The following is a 13,680-nucleotide window of genomic DNA, read 5'->3' as shown; positions in this document are numbered from 1 at the left end:
TATCTCCTATCTCCAAAATGATTTTCTCTCATCAGTAACCCGTTGACATCCCTAAAAGTACACCCAAGATTGCTCCGGCTATCCCTGCTATCATCAAAACCGTACCCATTTTTTCATCTTTATCTCGATATAAGTACCCCATAATAACAGCTACGGCACCAAACGCAACAGGAACGAATACCAACGATACCACCGTAGAAACCCAACCAATAATCAAATACAGCTTCCCTGTCTCTTGTCCATGTACGATTTGTTCCTTCATTTCATTAATTGTCTGCTCAGTACTTTTCTTTACTGCGTCTGCTCCGGTTGTCTCATCTGTTTCTTGTAGTGCTCCGCAAAACTGGCAATACTTACTTTCATCTGTTATTTCTTTGCCACATTTTCTACAATACATGTCTTCTCCTCCTAAAAACATTCAATTGTTTATTAGTTAACTGTTTACTTTATTAAATACATCAGAAAACAGCTCATTCATTGGTACACTTAATATCTCAGAAAGCATTTTCATTTGATAGGGTTTAGGAATCGTTCTCCCTGTTTGCCACGAACTTACACATTGCGCTGAAAAAATCTTCTCTACACAACAGGCAGTAGCAAGATGGGAAAATTCTGTAACAGAACCTAACCTTGATAGCTTAACAGCTCTTTCTAGAGCCCTAGGAACCCCTGTAAGCCATTTTCTAGATGAAGAGATGATTAAACGGAGGAAGACTTTGTGACCTTGTATCGATCGCTCAGCCCCCATGATAGAGAGAGAACAATTGATTATATGAAATTATTAAAAAAGCAAGAATTTGAACGAAATGAATTTGCTTAAAGAAAGAGCTTACTACGAAATGTTAAGCACTTTCTTTTAGTATATTGATGACTTTATTATGCAATCGAGCAATTTGTCTGTTGGCTGACTCCAGTTTTATACCTTGTTTTTTTGCGATTTTTTCTGGTACCATTGTTACTATATCTGTTAGAAGTATAATGTCTTTTGTATTTAATCCATTCATAATGTCCTCTCTCATTTCTATATTTCTTTGGTGACTAGATACATTGTCAGAAAGAACACCGATTGATACATTGTCTGGTGTACTAACTGTAGACAGTCTCTCCTCATATCTACTTATACTAGATAAATGATTTTTTTTAATCCATTCTTGCATCTCAATTGATAAATTGCCATATCTTTTTTCAAATTCCTTTTCTCGATCTTTTTGACTTCGCCTTTTCATGTTAAGTTCCATTTCGAAAAACCTGTCTTTTGTTGCACGTTGCGAATTTGATAAGATTCTTTTTATTTCAAGTTCACTTTCTGAACAATCCTTTAAAAGAAAGTCCTCATAAGAAAGTCCGTAACTTAAAGTACTATACCGCTTTTTTCCATTGTTTAACTCATAGAATAAACTATAATCAAATTCCGCCTTTATAGTCTCTCTGTCCCAACGTTGATATGGGAGAAAAAGTGAAATAAGATGTTTGAGAACCCACTTACCTTTTTTTGTCTTCTTTATTTTCCAAATGATATCTTGGAATCGTCCTGTATCTATCTTAGTAATATTTTTTTTCATTTTTTTACCTACTTTCTGTCTGTTTTTATGTTTTTTCGCCCCTAGTAATTATGAAAAGGTCAATAATTAATAAGAACAATATTTAATTTAGTAACTTCATACATATATAAATATCACTTCTGTTATTAAAATATGAGATAAATACCTAGTTAAATATTTAATTTATATACATATATCAAAAAACTATTATACTCAGGAGGGGCTCTGCCCCTCCCTCGGTCAATCTGAAAGATTGTGGGGGTTTGGGGCGCATAGCCCCAAGGTCTTAAAAGCCCTTATTTTGTTTTTAAGAAAACATATTCATTTGATCAATTATAAATGGTTGATTCATCAGTTACCTAATACTTATTTTCATCTAAAAACTGAATGATATCAGTTTTTTTATAAAGACATAAACCATCTATAGTAACCCGTTTTAAACCTTTTCTTCTTAGCTTAGTCAAGCTATTAGTAGATATCCCCCCTAAATAAGCTTTAGTCTCCTCCGTAGTCAAATACTCTCTATACCGAGAACTATCTTGATTCCATGATTCAAATATAATGCTTATCTCTTTTTTCATTTCCTCTAACAGCCCGTCAGTGTTTACTAACAACTCCATAAAAAAACCTCCTAAAAATCAATTAAAAGAACAACTTCCATGCCAACATAATATACTCATACCGTTTACTACGCAAGCCTGTTTTTTATAAAAAAACGCACAAAAATAGGGCTATTGTTTTTTGTCAATAGCCCTAATCTGTCTCACCCAAACCCTTATTTATTGAAAATATTATATAACATAAAAAAATTCATGTCAAAAAAATATTGTTTACAAAGTAAACAGTAATATGCTATCGTAAATACAGGTGATGAATATGAAAGAACACAAATATTATTTCTTTGACAAATCTGCTATCGGTAAGAGAATCAAAGCTATACGTGAAAATTTCGATTGTACGATGGAACAATTTGGTCAATTGATTGGAACAACCAAAGTAGCGGTTTATAACTGGGAAACAGGAAAAAGATTTCCTAGCGATGATAGTCTTGAATGGATTGCTCTTTTAGGTAAAACAACTGTGGAATGGATTGTATACGGAGATATAGAAGAATATATATTGTCTTTATCAACAATAGACTCTTCAATCTACACTCAGTTAAAGAGTTTCTACACGAACCACTGTGCAAACAATGTAAGTTTATTTGAACGATACGAGAAGGCTACGACAGAAACAAGAACAGATATAGTCAAGCAAGTGGTTAACGACTATGCTAGAAGAAATTTATTAATCTACTCACAATTAAAGCACGTTTTTGACTCTTTTATGTTAACCATGGAAGATGCGTTATCCAAACAAGACATAGTAGAACTACCTGATGATCTAAAAAGTTCATTATCAAAAATAAAAAAGAAAAGTTTATCACACAAAGGCATAGATTCTTTATTGAAATCAATTCGTAATTATTTAGAAAATTAATTTGAAAGGTGGGATGCAATGATTTTCCTTTATAGCCAATAAGCTCTCAGCGGGCTTCTATGGCTTCTTCAAGGAGGAATTACAATGCCAACTATACAACAATACAAAAAAAGCGATGGCACCACAGCTTGGCTTTACAAAGTTTACATGGGCAAAGACCCGATGACAGGTAAAGAAAAACGGACGACACGTAGAGGATTCAAAACAAAAAAAGAAGCCTCTTTAGACTTGGCTCGATTCCAGTTAGAAATCGAATCTAATGGAATAAGTCAACACTCTATCAAGACATTCAGTGAGTTATATGATCTATGGATGAGCCAACACGTTAAAAATATTCGAAACACAACAGAACAACGGATCAAGAATCACTTCACGAACCAAATTCTTCCCTCTTTTGGAAAAATGAAGTTAGAGGCTATTACTCCTGCTACATGTCAAAAAATACTAACTGAATGGTCAATGAAGTATCATTCTTACCAGAAAATAAAGAGTTACACTTCACAGGTATTCAACTACGGTATATTGATTGGCGTGATCAAGACCAATCCCATGGAACGTACCATTACACCTAAGTCTAATCATGACTCTGCTGAGATCGAAGCGGAGTTTTACACAAAAGAAGAGCTTCGACAATTCTTTGATTGCTTGCAAGAGCTGAAAGATGATCGTGCTCTAGCATTTTTTAGACTAGCTGCTTATACAGGAGCTAGGAAGGGGGAAATACTGGGGCTGACGTGGAAAGACATCGACTTTGATAAAAAGACTGTGCAGTTCAATAAAACGCTAGTAGAGCTATCTGATGGCTCTCTATGTATCAATCCTACAAAGACAGAGTCATCTAAGAGAACAATCACAATAGACGACGGGACTTTGACTATTCTTAAGAAGTGGAAACGTACCGTCATAAAAAAGAATCTCTCTAGAGGTATCAGAATCGATAATATAGATGATGTACCTGTTATCAGCACTATTAAAGCAAATAAAAAAAGGGACTTCCTGTATAAGGGCTACCCTAATCATGTAATGAGTAAAGTAGCTAGGAAGTTCCCTGATATGAAAATAATCAAAGTTCACGGTTTTAGAAAGACTCATGCCACCTTGCTATTTGAAGCGGGTGCACAAGTAAAAGATGTACAGAATAGACTCGGACATTCTTCATCCAAAACAACCATGGATATCTATATCCAAGTATCGACAAATCGACAAGAGGAGACAGTCCAATTATTCGATTCTTATATGAACGCTTGATAGGCGGAGTCAAAAACGGAGTCAGCGTATACTAAAAGGACTCATTTTTTAACATGAGTCCTTTCGTATCAATGCTTTAAGCCTGCACTTTCGCAATCTTCCCTTGTTCGATATACACCATCAGAATACTCAAATCGGCAGGATTTACACCACTAATTCGACTCGCTTGCGCAATCGTTTCAGGTTGAATTTTTTGCAATTTTTGTTTTGCTTCTGTAGCTAAACCATTGATTGCTGCGTAGTCGATATTTTCTGGAATTTTTTTAGCTTCCATACGTTTTAATTTTTCAACTTTTTCCATGGCTTTTTTGATGTAACCTTCATATTTAATTTGAATTTCAACTTGTTCAATTTCTTTATGTGTCAGTGCATCATTTTCTGGAATAAATTTTAACAAATCTGCGTAAGAAATCTCTGGACGTTTCAAGAAATCACTTGCCAAGACACCATCTTTTAATGGTGCTGCTTCAATGCTACTCAAGAAAGCTTGGACTTCCTCTGTTGGCTTAATTCGAATGCTCATTAATCGTTTGATTTCTTGCTCAACCGCTGCTTTCTTCGATAGGTAAGAATCATATTGTTCTTCTTTTACTAATCCAATTTGATGGCCCATTTCAGTTAAACGTAAATCTGCATTGTCATGTCGTAAAATCAAACGATACTCGGCACGAGAAGTAAGTAAACGATAAGGTTCATTTGTTCCTTTTGTCACCAAATCATCAATCATCACACCAATATAGCCATCACTACGTTTAATTACGAAAGGATCTTTTTCTTGGACTTTTAATGATGCATTGATTCCAGCAATCAGACCTTGACCTGCCGCTTCCTCATACCCACTTGTTCCGTTTGTTTGACCAGCTGTATACAAGTTTTCAATTACTTTTGTTTCAAGTGTTGGACGTAATTGATGTGGCTCAATGACATCATACTCAATGGCATATCCCGTACGCATCATTTCCACTTTTTCCAAACCAGCAATTGAATGCAATACATCTACTTGAACATCTTCTGGTAACGATGTGGATAGCCCTTGGACGTATACTTCTTCTGTATTTAATCCTTCTGGCTCTAAAAACAATTGGTGACGTGGTTTATCAGCAAAGCGAACAATTTTATCTTCAATTGAAGGGCAGTAACGTGCGCCCACACCTTCAACAATTCCAGTAAACATCGGTGCACGATGTAAATTGTCACGAATAATTTGATGCGTTGATTCACCAGTGTAAGTTAACCAACAAGGCTCTTGATCAATTTTATATGCACTATCAGGTGTGCTAAAACTAAAATGATTAGGTTTTTCATCACCAGGTTGTTCTTCTGTGACTGAATAATCAATTGTACTTGATTTTACACGTGGTGGTGTTCCTGTTTTAAATCGTTCAATCTTAAACCCTAATTCCTTTAGATTATTGGCTAAGCCTACTGATGGCTGTGAGTTATTTGGACCTGATGAATATTTTAATTCACCAATAATAATTTCACCACGAAGAGCTGTTCCAGCTGTGATAACAACAGCTTTCGCGCTATAACGTGCGCCTGTAGAGGTAACGACGCCACGACAAACACCCTCTTCAACAATTATTTCTTCAACAATTCCTTGTCGTAGCGTCAAATTAGGTTCTTTTTCAATGGTATGTTTCATTTCTGAGGCATAGGCATGCTTGTCAGCTTGTGCGCGCAAAGCACGAACTGCAGGTCCTTTTCCGGTATTCAACATTCTCATTTGAATGTACGTTTTGTCAATATTTTTTCCCATTTCTCCGCCTAAAGCATCAATCTCACGAACAACCACTCCTTTAGCTGGTCCGCCTACTGATGGATTACAAGGCATAAATGCAACCATATCCAAATTAATTGTTAATAGCAATGTTTTCGATCCTAGTCTAGCCGAGGCTAACGCTGCTTCAGATCCAGCATGCCCTGCTCCAACAACGATGACATCATACGACTCTGCTTGATATTGATTCAAAAGATGTTCCTCCTCTATTTTCCTAAACAAAATTGACTAAATAACTGTGTTATCAATTCATCTTGGACACTATCTCCAACTACTTCTCCAAGATAGTCCCAACAACGTGTCATATCGATTTGAACTAAATCAACAGGCATACCAGCCTCTATTCCTGTGACCACTTCATCTAATGAAATAGCTGCTTTTTCTAATAATGCGATATGTCGCGTATTTGAAACATAAGTTGCATCTTTCTCGCCTGTTTTCCCACCGAAAAACAGTTCAGTAATAGCAAGTTCTAATTGATCCAAACCATCATTGTTTGTGACTGAAACTGGAAAAACAGGTTCATGATTAATAAATGTTGCTAGTTTATCTAGTTCAATTTTTGCGGGTAGATCAGTTTTATTTAAAAGAATGATTCTCTTTAATCCACTGGTTGCTTCTAATAATTGTTCATCTTCTGCTGTTAGAGCTTCACTTTGATTTAAAACTAATAAAATCAAATCAGATTCAGACAAAGCTTTTCTACTTCTTTCTACACCAATTCGTTCTACAACATCATCCGTCTCACGAATTCCAGCTGTATCAATCAATTTCAAAGGTACCCCCCGAACATTGACATATTCTTCAATCACATCACGTGTCGTTCCGGCAATATCAGTTACAATTGCTTTTTCTTCTCGCAATAAATGATTTAGCAAACTTGATTTCCCTACGTTAGGGCGTCCAATAATTGCTGTGCTTAGCCCTTCTCGTAAAACTTTTCCTTGTTTTGAAGTTGCCAATAGCTCTTCAATTTTTTGATGAACCATTTGCGCTTTTTCAAGTAATAATTTAGTTGTCATTTCTTCAACATCATCATATTCTGGATAATCAATATTGACTTCAACTTGTGCTAACGTTTCTAAAATTTCTTGGCGCAATGCACGAATTAATGAAGAAAGATTTCCATCTAATTGATTAATTGCTAGGTCCATTGCCTTATCTGTTTTTGCACGAATTAAATCCATGACAGCTTCTGCTTGTGACAAATCCACCCGTCCATTTAAAAATGCACGCTTTGTAAATTCTCCTGGCTCCGCTAGACGCGCACCCTCTCTAAGTAAAAGCTGAAGTACCTGATTGACTACAACAATCCCACCATGACAATTAATTTCAACCACATCTTCACGAGTAAAAGTTTTCGGTGCTAACATTACTGAGACCATCACTTCATCCACTAGATGATTATCTTTTGGATCAGCTATATGACCATAATGAATCGTGTGGCTAGGTACTTCGAGTAAAGTTTTTGTTCCACTACGATAAACTTTATTGGCAATTTGAACTGCATGATCACCACTCAAGCGTACAATACTAATTGCACCTTCACCTGGTGGCGTTGAGATTGCTGCGATTGTGTCAAACTCCAAAGTAATTTCAGCCATTTTTTCACTTCTCCTTTAATTTTACGCACAAAAAAAGCGCCCACTCCACCCTTTACATAAAAAGGTGAACTTAGCACTTTGACTGCTTGTTCTTGATTAAATTCTTGTCATAGACTATCACATTTCTAAAAATGAATCAAGTTCTTTTGATTGACTAGTCTCTAACCTTATTTTTAAGCAAAAAAGTACAAAGCAAATGCCTTGTACTTCTTTTTATCAAAGTTAGACTACTACGATCGTATACTTCGATAAGAATGATTTCTAGTAAAATATACTTGGTTTAAAAAATTTTGTCAATCTGATTTTATTTCTTCACACCATTTAGCCATAAAAAAATTATTTTAGTGTTCTTTTTTCTTTATTATCTTATATATATAGAAACAAAAATAGAAACAAAAAAGGAAATGTCACAAGTCAACTGACTTGTGACATTTCCTTTTTGATTTTTATTTCACTTTAATAGAATCTTTTTGCTGGCTCAACAACTAAATATCGATAAGGCTCTTCACCTTCAGAGTGTGTTTTTACTCCGTCATTTTTACTTAGTGCTGCATGAATCTGTTTTCGCTCAAAAGCCGGCATTGGTTCTAAAAATACTGGCTGACCTGTACGAATGACTTTATCAGCTGTTCGCTCAGCTAAACGCTGAATAATTTCTTGGCGCTTTTCACGGTAGTTTCCTACATTAACAACAATTGATAATTTGTTTGTAGCCACCCGATGGATAAATACTTGTGCTAAATACTGCAAAGCATTCAGTGTCTTCCCATGTTTACCAATTAAAATTCCTTGTTTTTGTGTTTCTAAGTGAAAAACAACTAAGTTTGCTTCTCTCTCCATTTTTACCAGAGCAGGCGCGTCCAAATGTTTAGAAATTTCAGTAAGATAAAGTGCCAATTCCGTTAAAGCTGCTTCATCATCCAAGTCACTTAATTCTTGTTCTACTGAACTTTCTTCTGACTCTACTTCAATTTCATCAATCACTGTGATTTCTACAGGAGTTTCTTCTAGAACGTCTTCAACTGTTTCTTCCACTACTTCTGAAATAGTTTCACTAACAGAGGGCTCAATAGACACTTGAGCATCTTTACGGCCCATTCCAAGGAAACCTTTTTTTCCTTCGTCAAGTATCTCAAGTTCAACTTGATCTTTAGTCAAACCTAATTGATTCAAACCATTTTGAATGGCTTCATCTACTGTTGCAGCTTTATAAATCGGCATTAGCATTACCTCCCTTATTTTTTACGTTTTTTCTTAGGACTTGTGGCTTTTTTCAACGCTTTTTCTTTTTCACGAATCTTCATTGCTACTTCTTCACGTTCTTTACGGATCTTAAACGGATTATTAATCAACAATGTCTGAACAACTTGAAAGGCATTTGAAACTACCCAGTATAATGAAAGACCACTTGCTAAGTTAACACCCATAACTAAAATCATCACTGGCATAGCAAAACTCATAATTTTTGTTGTTGGGTTTGACTCAATTTGACTCATACTAGATAAGTAAGTACTTGCAAAAGTAAAAATTGCAGCTAAAATTGGCAAAATAAATGTTGGATCTGCTTCACCTAAATTAAGCCAAAGAAAATGTCCCTGTTTTAATTCTGGTACACGAGAAATTGATTGCCATAATGCCATCAAGATTGGCATTTGTACCAACAAAGGAAGACATCCAGCGTATGGATTTACACCATTTTCAGCGTAAAGCCGTTGTTGTTCTTCTCTCAATTTGCTTTGAGTCTCAGGATCTTTAGAAGAATATTTCTGTTGTAGCTCTTTTAATTTCGGTTGAACTTCTTGTGTTTTGCGCATACTTTTTGTTTGAAAATGCATTAATGGTAATAAAATTACCCGAATCACTAATGTAAATAGAATAATCCCGATTCCAGCATTCCCAAATGATAAGCCTTTAATCGCTTGAGCAAAATTATAAACAATGTAGCGATCCCAAATTCCTGTACTTTGTGCACTCACTTCTCCAGTTCCACAACCAGACAAGATGACAACTAAACTAATTATGCCAGCCATCAAAAGTAAACGTTTGTATTTCTTCACGTACTCGTTACCTCTCTATCGATTATTTTTGCAAGCTTTAAGACATGGACTAAATTTGAGCGAATCTCATCGTAAGTCAGTCCTTCAACACTTGGTCTTGCAATTACAATAAAGTCTAATTCTGGATCGATTTCATCTTTAAAAGAATAAATCGCTGCACGAATCTTTCTTTTTACATCATTGCGGGAGACTGCATTTCCAACTTTTTTACCTACTGAAAGTCCTACTCTAAAATGAAGTTGGTCTTTTTTATCTAATCGGTAAACAACAAACTTACGGTTAGCAAAGGAAGCCCCTGTTTTAAAGACGGCTTGAAACTCTCGTTCTTTTTTTACTCGATACGCTTTTTTCATTAGTTTTCTTTCCTTTTCTATCTCTCACTTACGTGAACCATCATACCATATTTACTGTTATCAGTTCATCATTTCCCTAAAAAAGGGCATAAAAAAAACCACTGAAACCCCAGTGGCCTAAGCTGAAAGAACTTTTCTTCCTTTACGACGACGGCTTGCTAAAACACGACGTCCATTTTTAGTACTCATACGTTTACGGAATCCGTGAACTTTTTGACGTTTACGTTTATTTGGTTGGTATGTTCTTTTCATGTATTCCACCTCCAAAATTTCTTATCTAATTATAAACACAGACATACTTTGATAGTATACCGACTAGAATGCTGTTTTGTCAATATAAAATAATATTAACTCTCTTAAAACTTATCCACAACATTATTTTTTGCTGTGTGATTTTTTTGTGGAAAAAGTTATCAACAACAATTATCCACAATTTTTTTAGCCCATTTTTTACACAGAATAAACACATGTAAAAAAAGAAATCCACAGACTCTCTCTTTTCTGTGAATTGTTTATTCAATCGCTTATAAATATTAACTTTTTTATCCACAAGCGCTTGTTAAAAACTTTTTTATTAGCTGACTTATCCACCTGTTGATTACTCCTGTGGATAAACTTTTTCCTCTCTTGTGATTTTCTCTTTTTTTCTGACGTGGATTTTGTGGATAATACAAATAAATTTATTTTTTTCTTTTCTTTCTGTGGAAAACTATCTGAAAAAATGCTAAATTAGTACTAGTTATTCACTTTTTAATGAAGGAGGAAGCCTTATGGTATCCCTCGATGCTTTATGGAACGAATTAAAAACTACTTATCAAAGAGATTTATCTCCTGCGAGTTACAATACTTGGATTGAAACTGCAACACCTCGTTCATTAGACAATCATCAATTTGTCTTAGAGGTTCCAAGTAAGATTCACAAAGAATATTGGGAAAAAAATCTAGCTACAAAAATTGTTGAAGTTGGCTATATGCTGACTGAAGATGAAATTATTCCACGTTTTGTCACTGGGGATGAGCTTGAACAAGAAGAAATCATTACTGAAAAAATGGAGAAGCCCACCATGGCTGCGCCAATCAAAAAAGCCATGTTAAATCCTAAATATACTTTTGATGCATTTGTCATTGGTAAAGGAAATCAAATGGCACATGCTGCAGCATTAGTTGTAGCAGAAGATCCTGGATCAATTTACAATCCACTTTTCTTTTATGGTGGTGTTGGTTTAGGGAAGACTCACTTGATGCATGCAATTGGTCACCAAATGCTGTTAAGCCAGCCAAATGCAAAAGTAAAATACGTAAGCAGTGAAACTTTTGCAAATGATTTTATCAATTCGATCCAAAATAAAACTGCCGAAGAATTTCGTCAAGAATACCGAAATGTTGATTTACTATTAGTAGATGACATTCAATTTTTTGCAGAAAAAGAGGCTACTCAAGAGGAATTTTTTCATACATTTAATGCACTTTACAACGAGGGCAAGCAGATCGTCTTAACAAGTGATCGTTTGCCCAATGAAATTCCAAAACTGCAAGAACGACTAGTTTCGCGCTTTGCTTGGGGACTTTCTGTCGATATTACACCTCCAGATCTTGAAACTAGAACAGCTATTTTACGTAAAAAAGCTGCTGCCGAACAATTAGAAATTCCAGATGACACTTTAAGTTATATCGCAGGCCAAATTGATTCAAATATTCGGGAACTTGAAGGTGCTTTGGTTCGAGTTCAAGCCTTCGCTGCAATTAATAGCGCAGATATTTCAACTAGCTTGGCCGCTGATGCTTTAAAAACGTTAAAATCTGGAAAAGGTCATTCTCAATTGACTATTTTACAAATCCAAGAAGAAGTTGCTAAGTATTATCATGTCCAGCTAAAAGATCTAAAAGGAAAGAAACGTGTCAAGTCTATCGTTGTCCCACGTCAAATTGCGATGTATCTTGCACGTGAACTCACAGATAGCTCATTACCAAAAATCGGTGCTGAATTTGGTGGGAAAGATCATACAACTGTCATCCATGCACATGAAAAAATCCAACATTTAATGGATTCCAGCATGAGCATGCAAAATGAAGTTTCAGAAATCAAAAATTTCTTACTTAATTAGCTTGTGGATAAAGATAAAAGTTTTACTTTTTTTATCCACAGTTTGTCCACAGCGATTTTTTCTACGGACTATTATATTTTTAATAGTTTTCCACAAAATTAACATGCCCTATTACTTTTATTATTTTAATTAACTAATAATAAATTAACTACGCAAAAGGAGATTCATCATGAAAGTTACTTTAAATCGAGCTAGCTTTATGCAAGAGCTACAAACTGTTCAAAGAGCTATTTCAAGTAAGACGACCATCCCAATTTTAACTGGGGTCAAAATTACGTTAACTGATGAAGGTTTAACGTTAACAGGGAGCAATGCAGATATCTCAATTGAAACACTTTTATCTGTTGAAAATGAAAAGGCTCAAATGCAAATTGAATCTACAGGTTCAATTGTTTTACAAGCACGCTTTTTTAGCGAGATTATTCGTCGTTTACCGGAAGAAAACTTTACTTTAGAAGTTTTAGAAAACAAGCAGGTAGCAATTACTTCTGGTAAAGCCAACTTTACTGTTAATGGATTAGATGCAGATAATTACCCACATTTACCAGTTATCGAAAGCCACAACCAAATGAAATTACCTGTTCATGTATTAAATAAATTGATCAATGAAACAGTTTTTGCTGTTTCTCAACATGAAAGTCGCCCAATTTTAACTGGAGTACATTTAATTTTATCGGATGAATCATTATTAGCAGTTGCTACAGATTCACATCGCTTGAGCCAACGTGTTATTCCAGTAGATCAAACAGCTGACCATTTTGATATTGTTATTCCTGGTAAAAGTTTGACTGAACTTTCTCGCTCGTTAACCAATGAAGAAGAAATTGTTGAAATTAGTATCATGGAAAACCAAGTGCTTTTTAAAACTGAAACAATGTTCTTCTATTCTCGTTTACTAGAAGGAAATTATCCTGATACTAATCGTTTAATTCCATCAAGCTTTAATACGGAAGTTGAATTCTCAGTACCAAGCTTATTAGCTGCGATTGAACGTGCTTCATTGTTGTCTCACGAAGGCCGCAATAACATTGTTCGTTTATCAATTAATTCAGATTCAGTTGTGTTATACGGAAACTCGCCTGAAATTGGTAAAGTAGAAGAAAGCCTAAATTATACGGCTAGCAGTGGAGATCCATTAGAAATTTCATTTAATCCAGACTACATGAAAGCTGCTCTACGTGCATTTGGAGATATGAGTATCAAAGTTAAATTCATTTCAGCTATCCGTCCGTTCACATTAGAACCTGCTGAAGAAGGTGTTCAATTTATTCAGTTGATCACGCCGGTTCGGACAAATTAATCTTTTTTTCATCCTTTTGAAAAATACTTTGAAAAAAATCAAAAAAATAAATTTTGAAACAGAAGGCCCTAAAATCAATTTTAAGGCTTTCTGTTTCTTTTTATTCAAAAGACCTTTTTAGAATCAAATCTTCTTATATTTGAAAATATGTAGGAAAATTTGTTTTATTCCTCAAAAAAAGGTATAATAATGCTATGTTTAATAATGAAAATG

General features: G+C 35.0%; 13 protein-coding genes and 1 pseudogene. 5 read left to right on the top strand and 9 right to left on the bottom strand.

The genetic code is table 11. The features are described from left to right. Positions 1-31: 31 nt before the first annotated feature. Entirely contained in the window at positions 32-397 is a 366-nt protein-coding gene (locus tag RV17_RS10980; protein ID WP_002341124.1) for a zinc ribbon domain-containing protein, read from the bottom strand. 166 nt (positions 398-563) lie between these two features. On the opposite strand from RV17_RS10980, the pseudogene RV17_RS13610 reads away from it, so the two are divergent. After that, positions 564-820 (top strand): annotated as a pseudogene (locus RV17_RS13610) (helix-turn-helix domain-containing protein); the annotation flags it as partial. A 22-nt stretch (positions 821-842) separates the two neighbouring features. Here RV17_RS13610 and RV17_RS10970 read toward each other — a convergent pair. Then, positions 843-1,562, bottom strand: coding sequence for a hypothetical protein (locus RV17_RS10970; protein ID WP_034689715.1), 720 nt, complete (start codon positions 1,560-1,562; stop codon positions 843-845). Positions 1,563-1,900: 338 nt separating this feature from the next. Continuing rightward, on the bottom strand, positions 1,901-2,161 hold the full coding sequence (locus RV17_RS10965; protein ID WP_002341121.1) for a helix-turn-helix domain-containing protein: 261 nt from the start codon (positions 2,159-2,161) through the stop codon (positions 1,901-1,903). Positions 2,162-2,417: 256 nt separating this feature from the next. Here RV17_RS10965 and RV17_RS10960 point away from each other — a divergent pair, with 256 nt between their 5' ends. After that, entirely contained in the window at positions 2,418-3,020 is a 603-nt protein-coding gene (locus RV17_RS10960) for a helix-turn-helix domain-containing protein (protein WP_002341120.1), read from the top strand. Positions 3,021-3,104: 84 nt separating this feature from the next. Then, a complete protein-coding gene (locus RV17_RS10955) occupies positions 3,105-4,268 on the top strand; it encodes a site-specific integrase (RefSeq protein ID WP_002341119.1) in 1,164 nt (387 codons plus the stop codon). Positions 4,269-4,344: 76 nt separating this feature from the next. On the opposite strand, the gene mnmG is transcribed toward RV17_RS10955, so the two are convergent. The 6 genes from mnmG to rpmH form a co-directional block, all read right to left on the bottom strand. Further along, positions 4,345-6,240 (bottom strand): tRNA uridine-5-carboxymethylaminomethyl(34) synthesis enzyme MnmG, encoded by a 1,896-nt coding sequence (mnmG, locus tag RV17_RS10950; RefSeq protein ID WP_071869231.1) that lies wholly within the window; start codon positions 6,238-6,240, stop codon positions 4,345-4,347. A gap of 14 nt (positions 6,241-6,254) precedes the next feature. Further along, complete coding sequence (mnmE, locus tag RV17_RS10945; RefSeq protein WP_067483672.1) at positions 6,255-7,652, bottom strand: tRNA uridine-5-carboxymethylaminomethyl(34) synthesis GTPase MnmE; 1,398 nt, start codon at positions 7,650-7,652, stop codon at positions 6,255-6,257. A gap of 456 nt (positions 7,653-8,108) precedes the next feature. Further along, positions 8,109-8,873 carry an RNA-binding cell elongation regulator Jag/EloR gene (gene jag, locus RV17_RS10940; protein WP_071869230.1) on the bottom strand — a complete coding sequence of 255 codons (765 nt, stop codon included), beginning with the start codon at positions 8,871-8,873 and terminating at the stop codon, positions 8,109-8,111. 14 nt (positions 8,874-8,887) lie between these two features. Continuing rightward, on the bottom strand, positions 8,888-9,709 hold the full coding sequence (locus tag RV17_RS10935; protein ID WP_067483668.1) for a YidC/Oxa1 family membrane protein insertase: 822 nt from the start codon (positions 9,707-9,709) through the stop codon (positions 8,888-8,890). Beyond that, positions 9,706-10,062, bottom strand: a complete 357-nt coding sequence (rnpA, locus tag RV17_RS10930; RefSeq protein ID WP_071869229.1) for a ribonuclease P protein component — start codon at positions 10,060-10,062, stop codon at positions 9,706-9,708. The genes RV17_RS10935 and rnpA overlap by 4 nt, the downstream gene beginning before the upstream one ends. 117 nt (positions 10,063-10,179) lie before the next feature. Beyond that, positions 10,180-10,314 (bottom strand): 50S ribosomal protein L34, encoded by a 135-nt coding sequence (rpmH, locus tag RV17_RS10925; RefSeq protein ID WP_002293121.1) that lies wholly within the window; start codon positions 10,312-10,314, stop codon positions 10,180-10,182. A 518-nt stretch (positions 10,315-10,832) separates the two neighbouring features. Here rpmH and dnaA point away from each other — a divergent pair. Together dnaA and dnaN are read left to right on the top strand one after the other, a co-directional pair. Further along, a complete protein-coding gene (gene dnaA / locus RV17_RS10920) occupies positions 10,833-12,167 on the top strand; it encodes a chromosomal replication initiator protein DnaA (RefSeq protein ID WP_071869228.1) in 1,335 nt (444 codons plus the stop codon). A gap of 169 nt (positions 12,168-12,336) precedes the next feature. Then, the gene (gene dnaN / locus RV17_RS10915) at positions 12,337-13,467 is read left to right on the top strand and encodes a DNA polymerase III subunit beta (RefSeq protein WP_067483663.1); all 1,131 of its coding nucleotides are present in this window, start codon (positions 12,337-12,339) and stop codon (positions 13,465-13,467) included. The last annotated feature ends 213 nt before the right edge of the window (positions 13,468-13,680 follow it).

Origin of the sequence: Enterococcus thailandicus, assembly GCF_001886265.1 — a bacterium.
GTDB lineage: Bacteria > Bacillota > Bacilli > Lactobacillales > Enterococcaceae > Enterococcus_B > Enterococcus_B thailandicus.
The sequence above is the reverse complement of the archived record's forward strand: the minus strand, read 5'-3'. Positions and strand labels throughout refer to the sequence as shown.

Coding starts and splice junctions, on each gene's coding strand:
- RV17_RS10970 (WP_034689715.1), bottom strand. CDS start 1,562: ATGAAAAAAAATATTACTAAGATAGATACAGGACGATTCCAAGATATC.
- jag (WP_071869230.1), bottom strand. CDS start 8,873: ATGCCGATTTATAAAGCTGCAACAGTAGATGAAGCCATTCAAAATGGT.
- dnaN (WP_067483663.1), top strand. CDS start 12,337: ATGAAAGTTACTTTAAATCGAGCTAGCTTTATGCAAGAGCTACAAACT.
- dnaA (WP_071869228.1), top strand. CDS start 10,833: ATGGTATCCCTCGATGCTTTATGGAACGAATTAAAAACTACTTATCAA.
- RV17_RS10960 (WP_002341120.1), top strand. CDS start 2,418: ATGAAAGAACACAAATATTATTTCTTTGACAAATCTGCTATCGGTAAG.
- RV17_RS10955 (WP_002341119.1), top strand. CDS start 3,105: ATGCCAACTATACAACAATACAAAAAAAGCGATGGCACCACAGCTTGG.
- rnpA (WP_071869229.1), bottom strand. CDS start 10,062: ATGAAAAAAGCGTATCGAGTAAAAAAAGAACGAGAGTTTCAAGCCGTC.
- RV17_RS10980 (WP_002341124.1), bottom strand. CDS start 397: ATGTATTGTAGAAAATGTGGCAAAGAAATAACAGATGAAAGTAAGTAT.
- mnmE (WP_067483672.1), bottom strand. CDS start 7,652: ATGGCTGAAATTACTTTGGAGTTTGACACAATCGCAGCAATCTCAACG.
- RV17_RS10965 (WP_002341121.1), bottom strand. CDS start 2,161: ATGGAGTTGTTAGTAAACACTGACGGGCTGTTAGAGGAAATGAAAAAA.
- rpmH (WP_002293121.1), bottom strand. CDS start 10,314: ATGAAAAGAACATACCAACCAAATAAACGTAAACGTCAAAAAGTTCAC.